A 22,072-nucleotide genomic window follows, 5' to 3' on the forward strand; every position below is an offset into this window, starting at 1 on the left:
CCGCAATATCGGCGCGAACGGTCGGGCCGTGTAGCTTGATCCTTGCACACGCTGCGTTCGAAGATTTCGAACAGCTGGGCTTGGAAAGACCATGGAGACGGGCTAGGCAATTGGTGTGCCGATCTCCAGATCGGCATTCCTAGCTCCAATGTGCCGATCACACTCCATCACTTGATGGCGGTAGGGAGATCGGCACACCAATCCAGATTGCCGCCATGAAATGGACCATCGACGAGATCAAGACCTTTTTGGACGTGATGGAGACTGGCACGGTTTCCGGCGCGGCGGCGCGGGCGAACCTGTCGAAATCGGTGGTCAGCAAGCGCATCGCCGATCTGGAGCTGGCTCTGGGCGCGCCCTTGTTCCAGCGTCATGCCGGGCGCATTCTCGCCAATGAGACGGCGGCTGAACTGGCGGTGCGGCTGCGGCCGGCCCTGGCCGAGATGACCAATGCGGTCGAGAGCGTGGCCTGGGGCATGGCGGGCCTGCGCGGTTCACTCGCCATCTCGGCGCCGATGAGCTTCGGCATCCGTCATCTCAGCCCGTTGCTGGCAGCCTTCGCCCTGCGGCATCCCGACCTCGAGCTGGTGATCGACTATGAGGATCGCTTCGTCGACCTGGTGCGCGGCGGCTTCGACCTTGCCGTGCGCATCGGCCAGATGTCGGATTCCGGCCTGATCGCCCGCAAGCTCTGCGACGATCCGCGGGTGGTCTGCGCCAGCCCCGATTATCTGGAGCGGCGGGGGGCGCCGAAGGACCTGGCCAGCCTGCCGGATCACCCCGCGATCGGCTATCGCAACCTGCAGGCGACCCAGGTCTGGCAGTTGGCCGACGGGGCCGGCGGTGTCGTCGGCGTGCCGATGCGCGGGCGGATCGCCGCCAATAATGGCGAGGTGATGCGCGACATGGCGATCGCCGGCCTGGGGCTGGCCCTGCTGCCGATGTTCATCGCCCATGAGGCCCTGGCCGATGGCCGCCTCGTCGCCCTGCTCCCCGACCATCCGCCGCTGCCCTTGCCGATCGCCGCGGTCTGGCCGCCCGTCAAGCCGATGCCGCGCAAGCTGCGGGCGATCGTCGATCACCTGGTCGAAGGTTTCGGCGAGGTGCCGGACTGGCTGCGCGAACCGGTGCGATGATGCCCGATCCCGCCTGTGGATATGCCCCATGACGATAGAACGGTATGAGGGGCCGCGTGACGCCCTGCAGGCCTTGTTCGGCCTGGCCGATGATTCACCGCTTCAGATCGCCGTCTATGTCGGATTGGGCGACGTGCTGGTGGCCCGCCGGGAGGGCGCGATCATCGGCCATGTGCAGATCATCGCGACAGACGAACCCGGCGTGCTCGAGCTCAAGAGCCTGGCGGTGCTGGCCGAGCATCGCGGCAGGGGCATCGGGCGAGACCTGGTCGAGGCGGCTGTCGCCTTCAGCCGGGAGCGGCGCGCCCGTTCCCTGGTCGTCTCGACGGCCACGGCCGATATCGGCAATCTGCGCTTCTACCAGCGCAGGGGCTTTCGCATGACCCGGATCGTGCCGGATGCCTTCCGGCCGGAGACGGGTTACCCCGACGGCCTCACGGTTGATGGTATAGTCTTACGCGATCAGGTGTTTTTCGAGTTGAGACTTGCGGATTAAAGGAAAGAAATCGATATTTTTCTGATGAATTGACGGCGTGATCTGGAATAATGCAGGCGTTGCTTTCGAGAGGAAGCCGTCATGGATCAGCAACTGGTCGATCGGATCTACGAATGTGCCTTCGTGCCGGAGCAATGGCCGGGCACGCTGGACACGCTCTCGCGCATGACGGCGGGCGCGGGCGGCAGCCTCTATGTCTTCGGCAAGGACGCCACCATGCTCACGGCCTCGCCAGGCGCCCGGGAGAGGGCCAAGGCGGCGCTGGCGGGTGGTTTTGCCCAGCGTGGCCACGGCCTTTCGCGTGTGCTGGCATCCTCGCGCGCGGGTTTCATCACCGAGCGGGACATCATGACCGAGATGGAGCTCGAACGGGAGCCGCTTTATCGCGATTTCTGGCGCCCCTCGGGCATTGGCTCGATGATCGTGACCACGGTGGAACTGCCGACGCGGGAAATGCTGCTGCTGCTGTTCACGCGCTGGCTGGCGCAGGGACCGGCCGAGCGGAGCCTAGTCGACCGTTTCGACATATTGCGCCCCCATCTGGCCCGCAGTGCCCTGATGACTGCCCGCCTGCAGCTCGAGCGGGCGCGCGTTGCCAGCCAGACCCTGGCCGCTCTCGGCCTGCCGGCGCTGGTGCTCGACCGGATGGGCAAGGTGCTGGCCGCCAACAGCCTGATCGAGGATCTCGGCGCGTTCGTGCATTGGCGCGCCTTCGACGGCGTTTCCTTCGTCGATCGGGCGGCCGACAAGCTCCTGCGCGACGCCATCGTCACCATCGATCAGCCGCATGGCGCGAGCGTGCGCTCCTTCCCGGTGCGCGGGGAGACGGAGGCCATGGTCGCCCATATCGTGCCGATCCGCCTGAGCGCGCGCGACATTTTCGTCAGCAGCGCGGCGACGCTGATCCTGACGCCGGTGACCGCGCCGCAGGCGCCGCCGGTGGAACTGGTGCAGTCCCTCTTCGACCTCACGCCGGCAGAGGCCCGCGTTGCCCGCAGCCTCGCCACGGGCGACAGCGTCGAGGACATTGCCCAGCATAGCGGGGTGACGCCGAACACGGTGCGCACGCAGGTGCGCGGCGTCCTGGAAAAGACCGGCTGCAGCCGCCAGGCCGAGGTGGTCGCCCTGCTGGCCGGCCTGGCGCCGCTGCCGCGCATGGCGTGATGTCCGGGGGCTGGGGAATTGCGCTACCCTGCCCGCCGGGTGCGATCATGTCGATCGGCGCTTTGCTCTCGATGAGCACCTTGATCGCAAGAAATCCGGCTGCTTCTCATCTGTTTTGATGATGTTTCTCCGACAGGAATAGCGAAACTGGAGCGGCGGCTGAGACAGCCGGAGGCTCCCTGCAGATCCTCCTGCGCTTTTCGGCGGCACCACAGATGGAGCGGGGCAAACCCCGCCGGACCCACTGCCGAGAGAGTAGAGACATGGATCAGGAGCTGACATTCAGGCTCGGCGAATCCGTTCTGGATCTCAGCCGAGGTACATTGCGCAAGGCCGGTGCACGCGTGCCGGTGCGTTCCAGGACCTTCAAATTGCTGAGCTATCTTGCCCGCAATGCCGGAAGGGTCGTTCGCAAGGACGAATTGTTCGCGGCGGTCTGGCCGCACGCAGTGGTCACCGAGGGGGCTCTGTTGCGCTGCATTCGCGATGCACGCCAGAGCGTTGGCGACGAAGAGCACCGCATCATCCACACCGTGCCTGGGCGGGGATACATGTATCTGCCGTCCGGCAGCCTTGCCGACACGCCGGAACGGGTGCCCGACGACTTCGATCTCGATGCCGGCGCGGCGGAGCCCAAGGTCGCGGTGATGCCGTTCAGTCTGCGCGGCGTGGATGGCGGGTTGAAGCCCGCTTTCGACACCATCGTACAGGAAATCAGGGGCGCGATCGCCAATTCGCGCGTGATCGTGGTGCAGACCCCGGCGCGGCGCAGGCCTTCACCCAGGACGGCCGCCGGGGTCGACTATCTGGTCGAGGGCCAGGTCATGACCGGCGAGCCGCATCTCAATGTCGTCGTGACGCTGTCCGATGCCCGATCGGGACGCCGCCTGCTGACGCAATCCTTCTTCCTCAAGGCCGAAAACGTCATGGCGTTCCACCAGAACGTCGCCAGGCAAGTGGTCAGTGCGCTCGTTTTCAATATCGAGACGGCCTCCTGGCACGGCACGGCGCAGGGCACGACGTCCCTGCATATGTGGTGACAGTCTCGCGTTATAGCGTTTTGCGATTAGACGGAGTCACCAGGAATCGCCAAGACGCGTCGGAACAATGAGCTGGAGCAAATAAGCGTTCATGCTTGAACGCGCTTTGCTCTAGCGCTTTTCGCCTGCCGGCGGCTTGCTATTGTGGGTTGTAGTCACACATGAAGATGTGGGGATCTCGCAACGGGCGGGAGGCGACTTTTGTCCAGCAATGGCGATCCGGACAGATCCGGGCTGTTTTCCTTCGTCTGGCGGCACAGCAAACGGCATCAGCTCATGTTGCTGGCCGCCACCGTGGCTTCCTTTCCAGTGCTGTATCTTTCCCTGGAATTGCCGAAATATATCCTGAACGGAGCGCTTCAGGGGCATGTCACACCGCTCAACCATCTGGGCCTGCATCTCGACCAGACCACGCTTCTCGTGGTGCTGTGCCTGGCCTTTCTGGTCTGCACCTTGGCCAATGGCGTCATCAAGATGCAGCTCAGCATCTATCGGGGCGTCATCGGCGAGAGGCTGATCCGGCGGCTGCGCTACAAGCTGATCGCGCAGGTGCTGCGTTTTCCCTTGCAGCGCTTCGACACCGTCTCGCAGGGGGAAGTCGTTTCGATGGTCACCGCCGAGGCGGAGCCGTTGAGCGGCGTGATGGGCGATGCCTTCGCCCAGCCGGTGTTCCAGGCGGGCCAGATCCTGACCATCGTCGCCTTCCTCTTTCTTCAGAATGTCTGGCTCGGCATTGCCGGCATCGGCCTCATCCCGGTGCAGGCCTATCTGATCCCGCGCATGCAGCGCTATGTGAACAGGCTGCATCACCAGCGTGTCAGCCGGGTGCGGGCTCTGTCGGAGCGCATCGGGGAGAGCGTCGCCGGGGTGGCCGATCTCAGGCAGAATGGCGGCTTGCGCTACCGTCTCGCCGAGTTCAGCCGGCAGCTGGGTGAGCTCTATACGATCCGGCTGCGCATTTTCGAGCGCAAATTCCTGATCAAGTTCGTCAACAACTCGATCACGCAGCTCACCCCCTTCCTGTTCTTCCTGATCGGCGGCTATCTGGTCATCCATGGCCAGCTCAGCGTCGGCGCCTTGATCGCGGCGCTGGCCGCTTCCCGCGACATCGCCGATCCCTGGCGCGAATTGCTGACCTATTGGAACCAGGCCCAGGAGGCCTCGTCGCGTTATGACGCCCTCCTGGAACAGTTCGAAGTGCCCGATGCACCCGCCCCGGCGGTGGCGGATGCCGATGTTCCGCGCCTGAACGGCGCCATCCATCTGCGCGACGTCACCGTGGCGGGGCTTGGCGGGGTGCCCCTGCTCGACCAGGTCGACCTCCTCATTCCCGGCGGGTCGCTCGTCGCCATCCAGAGTGCGGACATGCTGGTGCGGCGGGCCCTGTGCGACCTCTTCTCGGGCGCCTCGCCGCCGAGCGCCGGGCAGGTGGCCATATCGGACCTCGACCTCGCCGGCGTCAGCCCGGCCGTCCTGGCTGCGCGCATCGGCGTCGCCAACAGCACGCCCTATCTGTTTCGCGGCACGATCGCCCAGAACACCAGGATGCCGCTCTACCTCGAACCCCGGCCGTCCGACGAGCCCTCAGGCGAGGTCGCCAAGGCCCTGGCCGAAGCGACGGAGACCGCCAACAGCCCCGATCGGCTCGACATTGCCTGGGGTGACGGCGGGCTCGTCGGTTTCAAGGACGAGAGCGAGGTCGATGCCTGGTGGCTCGACGTCATCGAGGTGATCGGCCGTTCGGAAATGCTGCTCGATCGTGCCCTCGACGGCTATCTTGTCTCGGGTCAGCATGACGATCTCGCCGGCCGCGTCCTCGCCCTCAGGGAGGCAGTGGCGCGGCGCCTGGAGGCGGATGGGCTCGCCGGACAGATCGACCGTTTCGAGCCCGGCGCCATCAATCCCGGCCTGACCATCGGCGAGAACCTGCTCTACGGCGTCCATCATCATGGCGAGACCGAATCGAGTCATCCAGGTGAAGCTCTCCTGGCCGAAATCGCCAGTCTCGACATTGCCGAGCAGCTCCTGGCCTTCTCGATCGACCTCGCATCGACGCTGGTCAGGGCCTTCGGCGAAGTCGGGCCGCGGCATCCGCTGCTGCGCCGCTTCACCACCATCGGCCCCGAGCTGTTCGAGCGCCTGAGATCGGTCGCATCCAAGGAGCAGGCCCGCGATGTCGCTGGCATGAGCGCCGCCGAACGTGCCACGCTGCTGTCGCTGCTCTTCAACATCGCGCCGAGCGATCTCGGCACCGATTTTCCCGCCGAACTCGCAGCCGCCATCGTAGCCGCGCGTGCTCGCCACGGCGCGCGTCTGAGGGAGCTGGCCGGTGGGACTTTCTCGTCGATCGAGGCCGGCGCCTATAATTACGACCTGACCGTGCTGGAGAACCTGGTGTTCGGCCTGTTCGTGGCGCCGTCGGAGGCGACCCGCCGGCAGATCCATCACGTGCTGATGGCCGTGGTGGAGGCGCACGGCCTGGCCGGCGCCCTGCGCCTGCTGGTGGGGGAAGTGCGCACGGCGATCGCCGGCACCAATCTCTCGCCGGCGGTGCGCGAGCGCATCGGTCTCGGCCGGGCCCTGATCCGCCGGCCCGATCTCGTCTTGCTCGATCACGCCATGGCGAGCGCCTCGGAAGCGGACCGCCGCGCCATCTGGCTCAGGCTCCGGGCCCTGCTGCCCGAGAGCACCATCATCGTGCTGGAGCCGCAGATCGCCCAGAGCGAGGATTTCGACCTGGTGGTCACCATCCGCGACGGCCGCCTGATCAATGGGGCCAGCCGTCCACCGGCACCGGCCTATCACGCCTCGATTTCGGGCGATCTGCAGGCCAAGGTCGAGGTGCTCTCGGCGGTGGAGAGCTTCCGTGGCCTCAAGCGCAGCCAGATCGAGCTGCTCGCCTATGCCTCGCGCTGGATGTCGACGAAAGCCGGCGACTATGTCTTCCGCACCGGCGAGGTACCCGATGGCGCCTATGTCGTCGCCTCCGGCAGCGCCGAGCTGCGCTGGCTCAATTCGCTGGGCGAGGAGGAATTGATCGATACCATCCTGCCCGGACGCCTGATCGGCGACCTCGCCGTCATCCTCGGCCAGACGCGCATGGTATCGATGATCGCGACGGCCGATCTGACCGGCCTGCGCATCGGCACGCGCGAATTCCTCGACATCGTCGAAAGCGACATCACCGTCGCGCTGCATCTTCTGCGCACCGTCGGTCATCACCTGGTCGAGGTCGGCGAGGAGGTGATCACCAAGGGCGCCTACAAGCCTAAGCAACCCGGTGAGATCGCCGCCGATCGGCCATAAGAGTGCTCGGGCGTTCTCCGGAAAAGTTGAGAGGGAGTCGTTCACTCCCTCTCGCCGAAATCGCGCTGCCTGTCTTGGTGCAGCCCTATTCGCCGTAGGGCACCCAGATGTTCTTCACCTGGGTGGCATGGCGCAGATAGTCGGCGCCCTGGGCCTGCGCATCCCTAAGCCAGTCGATGGCGCGGCCCTGATTGGTCCAGGTCGCCTTGAGGTTGCCGGCGGAGGCCTTCTCGGCAGAAGCGGCGCCGCTCTTGGAGCCGTGATACCAGAGGGCGTCGACGTCGTCGTGCTCGGCCAGGGTCTTGGCGAGCTCGTCGCGCGCGCCGGTGACGATGTTGATCACGCCGGCCGGCACGTCCGAGGTCTCCAGGATCTGGTAGAAGTCGGTTGCCGCCAGCGGGAAGGCCGGCGAGGGCACCACGACGACGCGGTTGCCCATGGCGATCGCCGGCAGCACCAGCGAGACGAAGCCGAGCAGCGGCGCCTCGTCCGGGCAGAGGATGCCGACCACGCCGAACGGCTCGTTCATCGCCAGCGTCACATTGCGCGAGCGGGTGGAATGCACGCGGCCGTCATATTTGTCGGCCTGGGCGGCGTAGTAGAAGATGCGCCTGACCGCCTTCTCCACCTCCGCCTTGGCCGCCTTGGCGCTGTGGCCGTAGCTGACGAGGCGCTGCTCGAACTCGGCGGCGCGGGCCGACAGGTTCTCGGCGATGTAATAGAGCACCTGGGCGCGGTTATGCGCCGTGGCGGCGCCCCAGCCGCCCGCCTTGGTCGCCGCTTCGACCGCGTTGCGGATGTCCTTCCGATTGCCGAGGCCCGCCTGGCCGAGCGTGGCGCCGGCTGTGCTCTTGACCGTGTAGCTGTAGCCAGAATCCGGGCGGGCCTGCTTGCCGCCGACGAACAATTTGGCGGTACGGTCGATGCTGGGCAGACCGGTGACGGCAGGCGCTTCGGCTGGGGCGACGCCCAGCGCGGCGGCCTTGCTGTCCTCGGCAGCCGGCAGGGATTTCTCCCAGTCGGGCTTGAGATATTCATAGAGGCCTTCGCGGCCGCCCTCGCGGCCGAAGCCGCTCTCGCGATAGCCGCCGAAGCCGGCGGCGGCGTCGAACAGATTGGTGGAGTTGACCCAGACAACCCCGGCCTTCATGCGCGCGGCGGTGTCGAGGGCGCGGTTGATATTCTCCGACCAGATCGAGGCGGCGAGGCCGTAGCGGGTGTGGTTGGCGAGCTGGACCGCTTCGTCGGGCGTGCGGAAGGTCATTGCCACGGCGACAGGGCCGAAGATCTCGACCTCCGACACCGTGGAGGACGGTTCCACATCGATGAAGATCGAGGGCGGGAAGAAGTTGCCCTTGGCCGGCAGCGCGCAATCGGCCTGCCAGAGCGTGCCGCCTTCCTCTTCGCCCTTCTTGACGAGGGCCTGGATGCGCTGGAGCTGCACCGGCGCGACGATCGCGCCCATATCGACGGACTTGTCGAGAGGATCGCCGACGCGCAGCGTCTCCATGCGGCGGCGCAGCTTGCCGAGGAAGCGCTCGGCGATGCCTTCCTGGATGAGCAGGCGCGAGCCGGCACAGCAGACCTGGCCCTGGTTGAACCAGATCGCATCGACGACGCCTTCCACGGCGCCGTCGAGATCGGCATCCTCATAGACGATGAAGGGCGATTTGCCGCCGAGTTCCAGCGAGAGCTTCTTGCCTGAGCCCGCCGTGGCCTGGCGAATAAGGCGGCCGACTTCGGTGGAACCTGTGAAGGCGATCTTGTCGACATCCGGGTGGGCGACGAGGGCCGCACCCGTGGCGCCGTCGCCGGTGACGATGTTGACCACGCCATCCGGCAGGCCGGCTTCGCGGCAGATCTCGGCGAAGGCCAGCGCCGTCAGCGGGGTGAACTCGGCGGGCTTGAGCACCACCGTGTTGCCGGCGGCCAGAGCCGGGGCGATCTTCCAAGCCAGCATCAGGAGCGGGAAGTTCCAGGGAATGATCTGCCCGCAGACGCCAACCGGGCCGTAGCCGGCGAATTCGGTCTCGACCAGCTCGGCCCAGCCGGCATGGTGATAGAAATGCCGGGCGACCAGGGGAATGTCGATGTCGCGGCTCTCACGGATCGGCTTGCCGTTGTCCAGAGTCTCCAGCACGGAGAGGAAGCGCTCGCGCTTCTGGATATGGCGGGCGATGGCATAGAGATAACGGGCGCGCTCATGGCCCGGCAACGCCGACCAGGCGGGAAACGCCTTGCGCGCGGCCTTGACGGCGGCATCGACATCCTCGGCCGTGCCGGCGGCCACCTTGGCGAGCAGGGTGTCCCGGGCAGGATTGACCACCTCGAAGGTGTCCTTGCCCTTGGAGGCGACGAAGGAACCGCCGATGAAGTGCTTGAAGCCCTTTTCGTGGCTGGCGAGCCACGCCGTCACGTGATTGTCGGCTTCGGGCGCAGGACCATAGTCCATGGTTTGCAGAATTTCCTTTACGGTGGGCATCGGCGTGTTCCTCCAGCCGGAGAGGGCTGTATCACCCTCCCCTGGAGGGGAGGGTCGACGCGAAGCGTCGGGGTGGGGTGAAAAATGGTTAAGACATTGATCGTGTGGTGCCGGCAGGCGAGGGGGGAAGTCACCCCACCCCGGTCCTGCGGACCGACCCTCCCCCTCCAGGGGAGGGTGAGAAATCAAGCCAGAGCGTGATGTGTCAGCGCCGAATAGCGCCCGGTTACGAAATGCTCGAGCTGGCGCTCGATGTCGGCGAGCATCGAGGAGGCTCCGATGCGGAAAAGGTTGGGTTCCAGCCAGGGGCGGCCGAGCTCTTCCTTCATCAGGGCCAGCCAGGCGAGGGCATCCTTGGCCGTCCTCAGGCCGCCGGCCGGCTTGAAGCCGACCGCCTCGCCGGTGAACTCGCCATAGTCGCGCAAGGCGCGGATCATGGTGAGGCTGACGGGCAGGGTGGCGTTGACGTCCTCCTTGCCGGTGGAGGTCTTGATGAAATCGGAGCCCGCCATCATCGCGACCATCGAGGCCTTGTAGACGTTGCGCAACGTCTTGAGGTCGCCGGTGGCGAGAATGGCCTTGAGATGGGCTTCGCCGCAGGCCTCGCGCATGGCGCGGATTTCGTCATAGAGGGCGTTCCAGTCCTGCGTCAGTACCTGGGCGCGGTTGATGACGATGTCGATCTCCTGGGCCCCCTGGTCCACCGCGTAGCGGATTTCGGCGAGGCGCTGGGGCAGGGGGGTGAGGCCGGCGGGAAAGCCGGTCGCCACCGAGGCGACGGGAATGCCGGAGCCGGCGAGCGCCTTGACGGCGGGGGCGACCATGGTGGGATAGACGCACACGGCTCCCACCGTGGGCGGCGCATCGGCGAGGCCGAGGGCTTCAACGATATCCTCGCGGATAGGGCGGCGCGCCTTCAGGGCGAGGCGATGGACGCGGCCGGGCGTGTCGTCGCCGGCCAGAGTTGTGAGGTCGATGCACTGAACCGCCTTCACCAGCCAGGCGGCCTGGTATTCCTTCTTCACCGTGCGGCGCCCGCCGAGAGTTGCGGCCCGGCGTTCGGTGGCGCTGAGATTGACCTCGATCGCCTCGAACCATTCCGGCTTGAGGGCCGTGCCGGGATTACGGGCATGGGCCCCCTGACCCGACACGATGAGGGCGGAGCCGGTGGGCACCACGCTGAGGGCCGGGGCGGCCGGAGCAGGCTTTTTGGAGGCAGCCGGCGTGCCTTTGTCGGTCTTATCCATGGTGGCTTTCATCCAGGAGGAAACGTGCCGTCTCTTCATCGGTGACGAGCACATTGACATAGCCGGCCCGGAGGCAGGCAAGGGTGACGGGCTGTTTGGACTTGCCGGCAGCGACGCCGATCGAGAATTTGCGCTCCCGGCAATAACGCAGGTCCAGGCCGATGGTTCGGGCATCGATGTCGGCATCCACGATATTGCCATAGGCATCGATATAGCGGCTGAGGATGTCGCCGACGGCGCCTTTCGCCTTGAGCGCCGCGGTTTCCGCCTCGGTGACGAAACCCGATTGCACCAGGACGGAATCGGGGCTGATCGTGCCCATGCCGAAGCAGATCACCGGGGCCTGGCGGGCGAGCTCCAGCACGCTGGCGATGGTGGGGTCCTGCTCCAGCGCCACGCGGGTGGCAGCATGGCCGAGAATGGCCGGCACCGGCAGCAGGGTTGCCGTGCCATTGGCCGAGCGGGCGAAGAGCTCGGCGGTGTTGTTGGTGCGTACCGAGGGCGAGCGGATGTTCATGGCGCCGTTGAGCAGCACCACTTCCACGCCTTCGTTCCAGAAGGGCGGCAGGCGGTGGGCCACCGCGCTCATGGTCCGGCCCCAGGAAACACCGATCAGCGGCACCTTGCCGAGCCCGGCGAGCATGCGCGCGGCGGCCTGCGCCACGGCATCGAGCAGGAGGCCTTCGTCCTCCTCGCCATTGTTGGGGACAACGACGGCTTCCTTCAAATTCCAGCGCCGCTGCAGCCGGGACTCGATGTCGGGAGAACGCGGCGCCCGCGGCACGATCTCGATGCGCACGATGCCCGCCTCGCGTGCCTCGCTCAAAAGGCGGCTCGCCTGCCAGCGTGTGAGGTTGAGCTCCTTGGCCAGGTCGCCCATGGTCATGTCGAGCTCGTAGTAGCGCTTGGCGACCTGGATCATCAGGAGCTCGCGCTGCTCGCCGGACATCGTCCTGAACTGGACGTCATGGTCGAGATTGCCGACACTCATCAACGCGATCCTTCAAGCTGTCTGGATGCCAGCTTGCGCGAGAGTGGCGCAAGAAGCTCCGTTGCTTCAAGATAATCCTGCAGCAATTCACCATAGCGGGCATGGGCGGCGAGGTCGGGCTCGACCAGGGTGACCGGCTGGGCCACCGCATCCGCCGCGGCGAAGAGATCGCCGAACAGGCCGGCGCCGGTGGCGGCCGAGGCGGCCGTGCCGACGAGGGTGAGATTGGTCTGGCCGAGGAGTTCGACGGGCATGCCCATGGCGTCGACCGTAGCCCTTAGCCACAGCGGATTCTTGGCATAGCCGCCGGAAGAGACGATGCGGTTGCAGGCGATGCCGAGCTCCTGGATGCGGCGGAACACGTTTGCCGAACCCAGCGCCACCGCTTCGACGGCGGAGCGATAAAGGTCCGCCCGGGTATGGCTGAGGGCGAGGCCCAGCACGGCGCCGCGCAGCAGGGGGTCGCGATAGGGCGTGCGGTTGCCCATGAAATAATCGAGCGTCAGCAGCCCGGTGCCGCCGACGGGCAGGGCGCTCGCTTCCCCTACCAGGGCGGCTCGCTCCTGCTGGTCGAGCCCGAACATGTCACGCGCATACCAGGACATCACCGAGCCGGCCGAAACCTGGCCGGCTTCCACCAGCCAGTAATCGTCGACCAGGGCATGGGGATAAGGACCCCAGAAGCCGGTGACCGGCGCTTCGGCCGCGAGCTGGAAGAGATGGACGATCGAGGTGCCCCCGATCAGCAGATGTTCGCCCGGCCGCAGCGTGCCGGCACCCGCGATGCCGGTGTGCGCGTCGATGCCGCCCTGGGCGAGGATGGGCCGGTTGGCAAGGCCGAGATGCTCGGCCGCAGCGGCGCTGACAGGGGCGATCGGCATGCCCACCGCCTTGATGTCGCCTGGCAGTTTCGTGGCGAGGTCGGGAATGCCGAATTCGGCGTAGAGCTCGTCCGGGAAGCGGCGGGTAACGGAATCGTAATTCCACTTGCAGGTCGCGTTCATGCGTGAGCCGACCCACAGGCCCGTCAGCTTGAAATTGATGTAGTCGAGGCACTCGCAGATGATCTCGGCGCTCGCATAGACGTCCGGCTCATGGCGCGACAGCCACATCGCCTTGGGCACCAGCCATTCGGCCGCATCGCTGCCGCCGGCATAGGCCAGCACGGGGTGCTGCGAGCGCGCGGTTCGCGCCGCTTCGTCGGCGGCCCGGCAGTCCATCCACAGGAGGGCGGGGCGGAGCGGCGTCCCGTCCCGCTTGCACGCCACCACGGTCGAGGCCGTGGTCGCGGCGCAGACGCCGTCGATGACGGGCGAGCCGAGATCGCGCATCAGCCCGCGGCTGGCCCGGCCCAGCGCCTCCCACCACTCGGTCGGCGATTGTTCCGCCCAGCCCGGATGGGGGTGTCGGGTGGCGTATTGGACCTCCCGCTCACCGAGCATCGTGCGGCTGTCGAGGTCGAACACGCCGACCCTGATGCCGCCGGTGCCGAAATCCAGGCCGAGAAGACGTGGCATGGGACCTCCCGATTGCCGGAAATGGGGCGACTTCCTTCTCCCCTTGCGGGAGAAGGTGGCACGAAGTGCCGGATGAGGGGGGAGCCGCGCGCTTGCCGGGTATCCGCCGACACCCCTCATCCCCCTGCCGGGACCTCTAGTCAACTCAAGGGAGTTGACGACACCCGCAAGGGGAGAAGGAACTTAGTCTACGGCCTGAACATCACCTTGGAGAAGAACTCGTTCTTGCGCTTGAAGCTCTCGAACATGCCGGGCAGTTCCTCGAGCGTGAGCTCATGGGTGATCATGAATTGCCATTTGAGCTCGCCGGTGGCGAGAGCGTCGAGGGACACCGTCCACTGCTTGCCGGGGAAGGGCGCGCCGAAGGAGTTCCAGGCGCCGTGCAGGGACACTTCCTGGCGCAGGAAGTGCTGGAAGGTCTGGTTCTCCAGCGCGACCTCGCCGACGGGAATGCCGATGAACACGACATGGCCGCCCGGGCCGGCCAGCTTGGCGGCGAAGTTGATCGAGGAGGGATGGCCGGCCGCCTCGACGATGAGGTCGCAGTTCAGCCCCGATGGCAGCGGATCGGTGATCAGCTGGGTGTGGGTGGCGCCCGCCTCGCGCGCCTGTTCGAGCTTCTGCTCGGAGACGTCGACGGCGACGACTTCCGTGCAGCCCATCAGCTTCATCCACTGTATCGCGAACAGGCCGATCGGGCCGCAACCGATGACGCCGCCGCGCTGGCCCATGGTGGGCGGCGCCTTCCAGACGGCGTGGAGGGCGATCGAGGCCGGGTCGGTCATGGCGATGGCGCGGGGATCGGCGTCGGCCGGGGCCTTGAGCAGGTTGCCGACGGGCACCGAGACGAATTCGGTGTAGGCGCCGTCGCGTCGGCTGCCGAAATAGTCATAGTTGCGGCAGCGCGAGAAATTGCCGGTCGCGCATTGATCGCAGACCCGGCAGGGAATGAGCGGGGCGACGCCCACGAGCTCGCCCTTCTCGAAACCGGTCACGCCGGCGCCGACCTCGGCGATATGGCCGGAGAATTCATGCCCGCAGATGATGGGCATGCGATGGGCGCCCTTGGTGAGCATGCGCGGCAGGTCCGAGCCGCATACGCCGACGGCCGCCACGCGCAGCAGCACCTCCCCGGTTGCCGCGACCGGCTTGGGAACGTCCTCGAGACGAATGTCACCGGGCGAATACATGACGGCTGCGCGCATGGTCAAAATCCTTGGATAGGGAATGGCGGAATCGGGAAAAGCGAAGCGGCGGCCGTCAGTGGGCCTGCCGCTCGGCACCGAAGAGCGAGGAGGTGAAGGCGTCCAGGGCGATGATGGCGTCGCGGACGATCTCCACCGACAGGGGCACGGCGACCCGCCAGGTGATCGAGCCCTCCTTGAGGGCCGCCTTGGCGACGCGCTCGATGTCCGCGGCGGAGGCCTTGCCGAGCCTGAGGTCGGCGAGGGTAGTAGGCAGGCCCAGGGATCTGCAGAAGCGGGCGGTTTCCTCGATCTCGGCGAGAGGACGTCCTTCCAGCATCAGCAGGCAGAGCACGCCGAAGGCGACCTTCTCGCCGTGGAAGAAGCCGTGGCTTTCCTCCAGCACCGTCAGGCCATCATGGATGCCGTGGGCGGCGGAAACGGCGCAATTCTCGAAGCCGAGGCCGCTCAACAGCGTATTGGCCTCGATGATGTTCTCGACAGCCGGCGTCAGCGCACCCTTCTCGACCGCGAGCTTGGCCGCCAGGGCATCGCGCATCAGCACTTCATGGCAGGTCTTGGCGATGGCGATGCCGGCAAGCGGGGCGGGATAGCCGCCGGCGATGAAGTTGTCGGAGCGGGATTCCAGGTTGGAGCGGGCTTCGAACCAGGTGGAGAGGGCGTCGCCGATGCCGGCGACCAGGAAGCGAACCGGCGCCTTGGCGATCAGGGCGCTGTCGACCACCACCACGTCCGGATTGCGCGGCAGCATGAAGGATTCCTTGAACACGCCCTGCGGCGTGTAGGTCACCGCGATGGCGCTGGTCGGCGCGTCCGTCGAGGCGATGGTCGGCACGATGGCGATGCGGGCCTTGTTGGCGATCGCGGCCAGCTTGGCGGTATCGGCCGTCTTGCCGCCGCCGATGCCGACGACCATGTCCGCCTTGGCTTCGGCCACCAGGGCCGTGACCCGGTCGATCTCCTCGCGGCAGCATTCGCCGTTGAACTTCTCCATGGTGAGGCCGAGGCCGCTGCCCTCCAGCGAGGCGAGGATCGAGGCGCCGAGCTTCTCGAAGACGAAGCCGTCGACGAGCAGGAAGGCCTTGCTGCCGAGCGGAGTGAGATGATCGGCGAGGCGCCCGATTTCACCGGCGCGCTGGATGTATTTGAGCGGACCGCCGAAGGCCCGGCCCTGTGCGCTGTGCCATCCTTGAGTTGCAGCCATTGGAGGGATTCCCTGGGTCGCACCGCCCGGCGGCGGTGAATGATCGATATTCACATTTGTGAAATATGATCATTTATGTGAAAAACTAGACAAAAAGAGACGCGCTGTCAACGGAGTCCGCAGCACGGAGTCGGCAGCGCGTCGGGTCGTGTTCTATCGCTTCAGGGTGCCGGTGGCGTATTGCAGCAGCATCGCCACCACGATGATCAGGCCGGTGTAGAGCTGCTGGCTGTAGCCAGGCACCCCGGCGAGGTTCATGATGTTGGCGATGATGCCCATCACCAGCGTGCCGAGCAGCGTGTTGACCACGTCGCCGCGCCCGCCCATCAGGCTGGCGCCGCCGATTACCACCGCCGCGATGACGTTGAGCTCCATGCCGACGCCGACCTGGGCCGAGCCGATGGTGGTGCGGCTGGCGGAGATCACGCCGGCGAGCCCGGCCAGCGCTCCGGAGATCACATAGACGGAGAGGATGTAGCGCGGCACCGCGATGCCGGAGAGCCGCACGGCCTCCTCGTTGGAGCCGATGGCGGTGATGATGCGGCCGAAGCGCGTGAAGGACAGCACGATGCCGCCGACGATGAACACCGCGAACATCAGGATGACCGGTTGCGGGATGCCGAGCCAGTAGCCGGCGCCGAAGTCCGCGAGGGCCTGGCCGCCGTCACCGATCGAGATCGGCCGCCCTTCCGAGATCATGAAGGAGAGCGAGCGGGCGATCGCCATCATGGCCAGCGACATCACGAAGGAGGGCAGGCGCATATAGGCGACGAAGAAGCCGACGGCGAGGCCGCAGGCGGCGCCGCACAGGATCACCAGGGCGATGCTGACGCCGACGCCATAGCCGAGCTTGGCGATGAAATAGGCGGTCAGCACGCAGCCCAGCGCCAGCACCGAGCCGACGGAAAGGTCGATGCCGCGGGTGAGGATGACGAACAGCATGCCCACCGACATGATGCCCGCCCCGGAGGCGACCTGCCGCAGCACGTTCAGGATGTTGTTCTTGGTCAGGAAGCTGTCGGTCCACAGGGAGGCGACGATGACCAGGACCAGGAAGATGCCGAGGGTCGCGAAACGCTGCACCAGGGCGCCGAGATCATAGCCGCGCTTGCCGTCGCCGCGGTTCTCGCTGAGAGCTGTCATTGTCCTATACCGTTCCAGCTTGAATTGTTTTGCCGGGCTGTCCGCCCTCGCTCATGGCCAGGGAAAGCAGGTTTTCCTCGCTGTAGTCGTCCGGCTTGAGTTCGCCGCGGATCTCGCCCTCGCGCATCACCAGCACGCGGTCGCACAGGCCGAAGAGTTCCTGATGCTCGGAGGAGATCACCAGCACGGCCTTGCCGGCTTCCGCCAGGCGATTGACCAGCGCGTAGATCTCGGTCTTGGCGCCGACGTCGACGCCGCGGGTCGGCTCGTCGAGAATGATGAGATCGCCATCGGCATGGAACCACTTGGCCAGGACCACCTTCTGCTGGTTGCCGCCCGACAGGCTCGAGACGGGCGCTTCGACGCTGGCGGCCTTGAGGCGCAGGCTCTGGCCGAGTTCGCTGACGGTGCGCCGTTCCAGGCCCCGGCGCAGAAAGCCGAGCGCGGTGGTGACCGACGACATCCGCGCCATGGTGGCGTTCACCCTTATGGGCTTGTCCAGGATGACGCCCTGATGCTTGCGGTCCTCGGGCACCAGCCCGACACCCGCCGCGACGGCGTCGCGGGGCGAGCGGAAATGCACCGGCTTGCCCTTGAGCTTGATGGCGCCGCTGTCGGGCTTGTCGGCGCCGAAAATCAGGCGGGCGACCTCGGTGCGGCCGGAGCCGACCAGGCCGCCGAGGCCGACGATTTCGCCGGCGCGCACGGCCAGGCTGACATTGCGGACCTTGCGGCCGGCATGGAGGGCCGAGACGCTGACCACTTCCTCGCCGATCTTGCGCTCTCCCCTCTCGGGGAACAGGGCGGAGAGCGGGCGGCCGACCATCATGCGGATGATGTCGTCGATGCTCACCTCCTTGGCGGCGACGGTGCCGACGAGCTGGCCGTCCTTCATCACCGTCATGCGGTCGGAGATGCGCATCACCTCCTCGAGGCGATGGGAGATATAGACGACACCGACGCCATGGGCCCTGAGGTCGGCGATGACCTTGTGCAGGCGCGCGGCATCCCGATCGGAAAGCACAGCCGTCGGCTCGTCGAAAATGATGATCTTGACCTCGCGCGACAGCGCCTTGGCGATCTCGACCACCTGCTGATGGGCGACGGCGAGATTGCCGACGCGCTCGCCCGGATCGATATCGAAGCCGAGCCGCTTGATCAGTTCGCCGGCGCGCTTCTTCAGCCCCGGCCCGGCGAAGACGCCAGGCAATTCGCCCAGGAAGATGTTCTCCGCCACCGACAGATCGGGGGCCAGCGCCAGTTCCTGGTGGATCACCGCGATGCCGAGCGCCCTGGCCATGCGCGGATCACGGAAATCGACATGGCTGCCGGCGATCTTCACCTCGCCGCTGCTCGGCTGGAGTTCGCCGCCCAGCACGCGCATCAGCGTCGACTTGCCGGCCCCGTTCTCGCCGAGCAAGGCATGGACCTCGCCACTCTGGACGTCGAAATCGACGCCCTTGAGGGCGTGCACGCCGCCGAAGGATTTGGTTATGGCGGTGAGCCTGGCGAGTTCGGACATGATGTCCTCGCTGGTTTGGAGTCGTCGAGTAGGAAAAACGGCGCGCCTGTCCTTCTCCCCTTGCGGGAGAAGGTGCCCCGAAGGGGCGGATGAGGGGAGACACGCGACTTTGCCGAGTCTGTGCTTCACCCCTCATCCCCCTGCCGGGACCTTCTCCCGCAAGGGGAGAAGGCAAATCTCGTGTCGAAGTCGCTACTTAGAACACCGCGTCCTTCTTGTAGAACTTGTCGACGTTCTCCTGGGTGATCACCGCGGGGGTGGTGAGCTGAAGCTTGGGCGTGTCGGCGCCGAGTTCGCCCTTGAGGGCCTTCAGGCCGATGTCGACCGCCGTGCGGGCCACCAGATCGGGATCGTTGAGGCCGGTCGCGCCATATTTGCCTTCCTTGATGAGGGCGAGCGCTTCCTTCTGGCCGTCGGCGGCAGCGAGGACCAGCACGTCATTCTTGCCGGCAGCCTGCAGCGCCTTCATGCCGCCCAGAGCCATCGAATCGTTCTCGGCCAGCAGCACGGTGACGTCGGGATGGGCCTGCAGCAGGTCCTCGGCGGCCTTGAGGCCATCCTCCGTCGCCCAATTGCCCCAGCCCTGGCCGAGCACTTCGAAGCTGGCCTTGCCATCATTGACGAGCTGGCCCTCGACCAAACCGCGGAACACGCCGAGGCGGCGATCACGGCCGACTTCGTTGCCCTGAGAGCCCGAGAGCAGGATGATCTTGACGGGCTTGCCCTGCATCTTCTTGGCCAGCCACTGGCCGACCAGGAAGCCGTTCTGGTCGTTGGAGGAGCGCACCTGGGTGACGATGTTGGCCTTGGTGTTGATCGAGGAATCCATCACCACCACCTTCACGCCGGCCGCGGTGGCGGCATTGGCGGCGCCGACGAGGCCTTCCGGATCACGCGGGTTGAGGATCAGGAGGTTGACGCCCTTGGCGACCATGTCCTCGACGTCGGAAATCTGCTTGCCCATGTCGTTCTGGCCGTCGGAGGTGGTGACCTCGCAACCCGCCTTCTTGCCCTGGTCGATGGCGGCGGCCTGCTGGGCGGCGAAATAGGGGGCGCTCAGCGTGTACATCGCCACGCCGATCTTGCAGTCGGCGGCGCTCGCCATGCCCATCGTGCCGGCCAGCAGTGCTGCGGCCAGGCTGCCGCCCAAAAGGGTCTTCTTCATCGGCTCTCTCCTCCACGTCGTCTGTCAGGGCATTTTTTCCGGCCCTGTTCTGTAGCATAAGTACATTTTTTGACAGGGGTCAAGCGAACCAATTTTTAAAAAATTGAAATAAAATCACATACGTGAAATATTGCAACGCAATATTGCGGAAATTAGCTCAAAATGAGTTAAGATAATGCGGTCGGGGTTGTCGAGGTGCCGATAAAAATGTAGTGATGCTACAAAATGGCGAGCTTCCCAGATTGCCGCTGTCAAAAGAAAGGTTGGTTGATATGTCCATGCGCGAGCCAGGTCTGTGCGTCGTCGATGTCGAGAAGGGGGAATTGCGGGGGGCGACCAACCGCTACACCAAGACGATGGGTGATCTTGCCGGCCTCTATGAAGACGAGGCTGCCTATCAGGCCGTCCTCGCCGAACTCGGCGACAAGGTCGTCTATGAGGTCACGGACTACAAACCCTCGGCGGACGCGGGCGACATGATCATCGGGGTCACCCGCATGATTCCCGGCAAGGTGGGGCGGGAATATTTCCTCACGCGCGGCCATATCCACGCCAATCCCAACCGTCCGGAGATGTATTACGGTGAGAGCGGGCACGGCATCATGCTGCTGGAATCGCCAGCCGGGGAGATCCGCACCGTCGAGATCGGGCCGCGCAGCCTGTGCTATGTGCCGCCCTACTGGATCCACCGCTCGGTCAATGTCGGTTCGACGGATCTGGTGATGACCTTCGCCTATCCCGCCGATTCGGGGCAGGACTACGACATCATCGCCAAGGCCGGCGGCATGCGCAGCCGCATCGTCGATGACGGCAAGGGCGGCTGGACGGCCGTCGACAATGCCGGTTACCGCTTCCGTGCGAAGGAATTGGTCGACAGTATTATGGCGAGGTGAGGAGCGCCCTAAGCCTTCTCCCGCAAGGGGAGAAGGCTTGTCGCGCCACAAACTTCCCTTCAAGCCTCGTCGGTATCGCCCTCGTCGTCGTCATCGGCGTCGATCTCGCCGCCGAGCGCGTGCTTGAAGCCTTTCTCGACCCGCTTGAGCAGCTTGCGCAGGCGCTTGCGGTCCTTGTTGTCGAGATGGCTGGTGGCTTCCGCCTCGATGTCGAGGGCCAAGGCGGCGATGGCGGCGGCCTTTTCCTTGCCGTCCGCGCTCAGGCCGACGCGCACGACGCGTCCGTCGCCATCGGTCGCCTTGCGCTCGATCAGGCCGGCGGCCGACAGGCGCGCGATCGTCTTGGAGGCGGTGGGCGGCCTGACGCGAAGAATCTCCGCCAATTCGCTCATCGACAGGGCGTCCCGCCCGGCCAGGGCTTCGAGCACCTGTTCCTGGCCCGGAAACAGGCCGAGTCCTTCGAGGAGCTTGGCGGTGCGGGCCCGATGCAGCCGGGCCACGTGGATCAACTGATAACCAAGTGTCTTGGAGGCCGGATGTCGCATGGCAATGATCCGCCGGCTGATGATTTGCTGTAGCCGGCTTCAGATACAGTTTCTGATAGAAAATGTCGAGGATTTCGTAAGCTTTTCGCTGAAATCCGGTAGAAACTTCTTATCCGGTGCAGTTCTTAAAGCTTGGCCAGCGTCCGCTCCACCTTGGCCAGGAAGGCGGCGCGCGAACGATCCGTCGACAGGTTCATCGAGTAATGGGCCAGATAGTGAAAGCGCGCGAAGGGCTTCACCGCCGCCCGCAGCATGCGCGTAACCACGCGGCGCGGCGGATCGCTCATCAGGAACGCCTTGAGATGCGAACCGCCATAGGTGGTTACCGCCACGACCTTGGTGATGTTGTGCAAATTGCCCTGGACCTTGCCGTCGACCAGAGTGAAGGACACGCCGGGCAGGAAGACCCGGTCGAAGAAGCCCTTGAGGATGGCCGGAAAGCCATAGTTCCAGATCGGCGTGACGATCACCAGCACCTCGGCGCGCTGCAGGCGCTCGACATAGCCAGCCACGCCGTCACGGTTTTTCGCCGTGTCGTGATAGGTGCGCCGCTCGGCGGCCGTGAGCACGGGCTGAAACCCTTCGGCATAGAGATCGCAATCATCGACCTCGTGACCAGACTTGCGCAAGGCCTCCACGGCGCAGCCATGCAGCGCCGCGCCGAAGGATTCCTCGCAGGGATGCGAGAAGAGGACGAGAACCCGCATCAGCCCTTCATCTCGACCTCGACAAAGGCCATGTGGGCCTGACCGCCGTTGAAGACGTTGTGCTCGACGCCAGCCGGGCGCGAATAGGATATGCCGGCGGAAAGCGGCACCAGCTTTTCGCCTTGGGCGTCGACGATGCGCAGCGTGCCGTCGACCAGCGGCACCACGGCATAGGGATATTCATGCCGGTGCCAGCCCGTTTCCTGGCCGGGCTGGAAATCGTAGCGGGTGATTCGCACCCGCTCGTCATCGACCTGCAACGTTCCGGTCGCCAGATTGGTGTCATCCTGATTATGAGCGCCACACATA

At 65.7% G+C, this 22,072-nt stretch carries 18 protein-coding genes; 6 read left to right on the forward strand and 12 right to left on the reverse strand.

Going from position 1 to position 22,072, the window contains the following annotated elements; translation table 11 throughout:
• Positions 1-215: 215 nt before the first annotated feature.
• From C5L14_RS25870 to C5L14_RS25890, 5 genes are all read left to right on the forward strand, one after another.
• Positions 216-1,136 (forward strand): LysR family transcriptional regulator, encoded by a 921-nt coding sequence (locus tag C5L14_RS25870; RefSeq protein ID WP_105864944.1) that lies wholly within the window; start codon positions 216-218, stop codon positions 1,134-1,136.
• A gap of 28 nt (positions 1,137-1,164) precedes the next feature.
• Positions 1,165-1,632, forward strand: coding sequence for a GNAT family N-acetyltransferase (locus C5L14_RS25875; protein WP_105864945.1), 468 nt, complete (start codon positions 1,165-1,167; stop codon positions 1,630-1,632).
• Between the two features lie 81 nt (positions 1,633-1,713).
• The gene (locus C5L14_RS25880; protein WP_105864946.1) at positions 1,714-2,796 is read left to right on the forward strand and encodes a helix-turn-helix transcriptional regulator; all 1,083 of its coding nucleotides are present in this window, start codon (positions 1,714-1,716) and stop codon (positions 2,794-2,796) included.
• Positions 2,797-3,059: 263 nt separating this feature from the next.
• Complete coding sequence (locus C5L14_RS25885) at positions 3,060-3,836, forward strand: winged helix-turn-helix domain-containing protein (protein WP_181161333.1); 777 nt, start codon at positions 3,060-3,062, stop codon at positions 3,834-3,836.
• A 201-nt stretch (positions 3,837-4,037) separates the two neighbouring features.
• The gene (locus tag C5L14_RS25890) at positions 4,038-7,142 is read left to right on the forward strand and encodes an ABC transporter transmembrane domain-containing protein (protein ID WP_105864948.1); all 3,105 of its coding nucleotides are present in this window, start codon (positions 4,038-4,040) and stop codon (positions 7,140-7,142) included.
• Between the two features lie 85 nt (positions 7,143-7,227).
• Here C5L14_RS25890 and C5L14_RS25895 read toward each other — a convergent pair whose 3' ends face one another.
• The 9 genes from C5L14_RS25895 to C5L14_RS25935 form a co-directional block, all read right to left on the reverse strand.
• Complete coding sequence (locus C5L14_RS25895; protein WP_105864949.1) at positions 7,228-9,624, reverse strand: aldehyde dehydrogenase family protein; 2,397 nt, start codon at positions 9,622-9,624, stop codon at positions 7,228-7,230.
• 185 nt (positions 9,625-9,809) lie between these two features.
• Positions 9,810-10,871: a deoxyribose-phosphate aldolase gene (deoC, locus tag C5L14_RS25900; protein ID WP_105864950.1), complete on the reverse strand. Its 1,062-nt coding sequence runs from the start codon at positions 10,869-10,871 to the stop codon at positions 9,810-9,812.
• Complete coding sequence (locus C5L14_RS25905; RefSeq protein WP_245443592.1) at positions 10,864-11,862, reverse strand: sugar-binding transcriptional regulator; 999 nt, start codon at positions 11,860-11,862, stop codon at positions 10,864-10,866. Before C5L14_RS25905 ends, deoC begins: the two co-directional genes overlap by 8 nt.
• Positions 11,862-13,379: an FGGY-family carbohydrate kinase gene (locus C5L14_RS25910; RefSeq protein WP_105864951.1), complete on the reverse strand. Its 1,518-nt coding sequence runs from the start codon at positions 13,377-13,379 to the stop codon at positions 11,862-11,864. The genes C5L14_RS25905 and C5L14_RS25910 overlap by 1 nt, the downstream gene beginning before the upstream one ends.
• A gap of 188 nt (positions 13,380-13,567) precedes the next feature.
• The gene (locus tag C5L14_RS25915) at positions 13,568-14,584 is read right to left on the reverse strand and encodes a galactitol-1-phosphate 5-dehydrogenase (protein WP_105864952.1); all 1,017 of its coding nucleotides are present in this window, start codon (positions 14,582-14,584) and stop codon (positions 13,568-13,570) included.
• Between the two features lie 55 nt (positions 14,585-14,639).
• On the reverse strand, positions 14,640-15,788 hold the full coding sequence (locus C5L14_RS25920) for a glycerol dehydrogenase (RefSeq protein ID WP_105864953.1): 1,149 nt from the start codon (positions 15,786-15,788) through the stop codon (positions 14,640-14,642).
• Positions 15,789-15,941: 153 nt separating this feature from the next.
• Positions 15,942-16,931: an ABC transporter permease gene (locus C5L14_RS25925; RefSeq protein WP_068285370.1), complete on the reverse strand. Its 990-nt coding sequence runs from the start codon at positions 16,929-16,931 to the stop codon at positions 15,942-15,944.
• A 4-nt stretch (positions 16,932-16,935) separates the two neighbouring features.
• The gene (locus C5L14_RS25930; RefSeq protein ID WP_105864954.1) at positions 16,936-18,453 is read right to left on the reverse strand and encodes a sugar ABC transporter ATP-binding protein; all 1,518 of its coding nucleotides are present in this window, start codon (positions 18,451-18,453) and stop codon (positions 16,936-16,938) included.
• Between the two features lie 196 nt (positions 18,454-18,649).
• A complete protein-coding gene (locus tag C5L14_RS25935; RefSeq protein ID WP_105864955.1) occupies positions 18,650-19,618 on the reverse strand; it encodes a substrate-binding domain-containing protein in 969 nt (322 codons plus the stop codon).
• Positions 19,619-19,890: 272 nt separating this feature from the next.
• On the opposite strand from C5L14_RS25935, the gene C5L14_RS25940 reads away from it, so the two are divergent.
• Positions 19,891-20,511, forward strand: coding sequence for a glucose-6-phosphate isomerase (locus C5L14_RS25940; protein ID WP_105864956.1), 621 nt, complete (start codon positions 19,891-19,893; stop codon positions 20,509-20,511).
• Positions 20,512-20,570: 59 nt separating this feature from the next.
• Here the strand turns inward: C5L14_RS25940 and C5L14_RS25945 are convergent, their stop codons facing one another.
• The 3 genes from C5L14_RS25945 to C5L14_RS25955 form a co-directional block, all read right to left on the reverse strand.
• Positions 20,571-21,056, reverse strand: a complete 486-nt coding sequence (locus tag C5L14_RS25945; RefSeq protein WP_105864957.1) for a MarR family winged helix-turn-helix transcriptional regulator — start codon at positions 21,054-21,056, stop codon at positions 20,571-20,573.
• A gap of 125 nt (positions 21,057-21,181) precedes the next feature.
• Entirely contained in the window at positions 21,182-21,763 is a 582-nt protein-coding gene (locus tag C5L14_RS25950) for an NAD(P)H-dependent oxidoreductase (RefSeq protein ID WP_105864958.1), read from the reverse strand.
• Positions 21,763-22,071 (reverse strand): cupin domain-containing protein, encoded by a 309-nt coding sequence (locus C5L14_RS25955; RefSeq protein WP_105864959.1) that lies wholly within the window; start codon positions 22,069-22,071, stop codon positions 21,763-21,765. The genes C5L14_RS25950 and C5L14_RS25955 overlap by 1 nt, the downstream gene beginning before the upstream one ends.
• Position 22,072 lies beyond the last annotated feature (1 nt).

The organism is Labrys okinawensis (genome assembly GCF_002982075.1).
In the GTDB taxonomy this organism is placed as follows: domain Bacteria; phylum Pseudomonadota; class Alphaproteobacteria; order Rhizobiales; family Labraceae; genus Labrys; species Labrys okinawensis_A.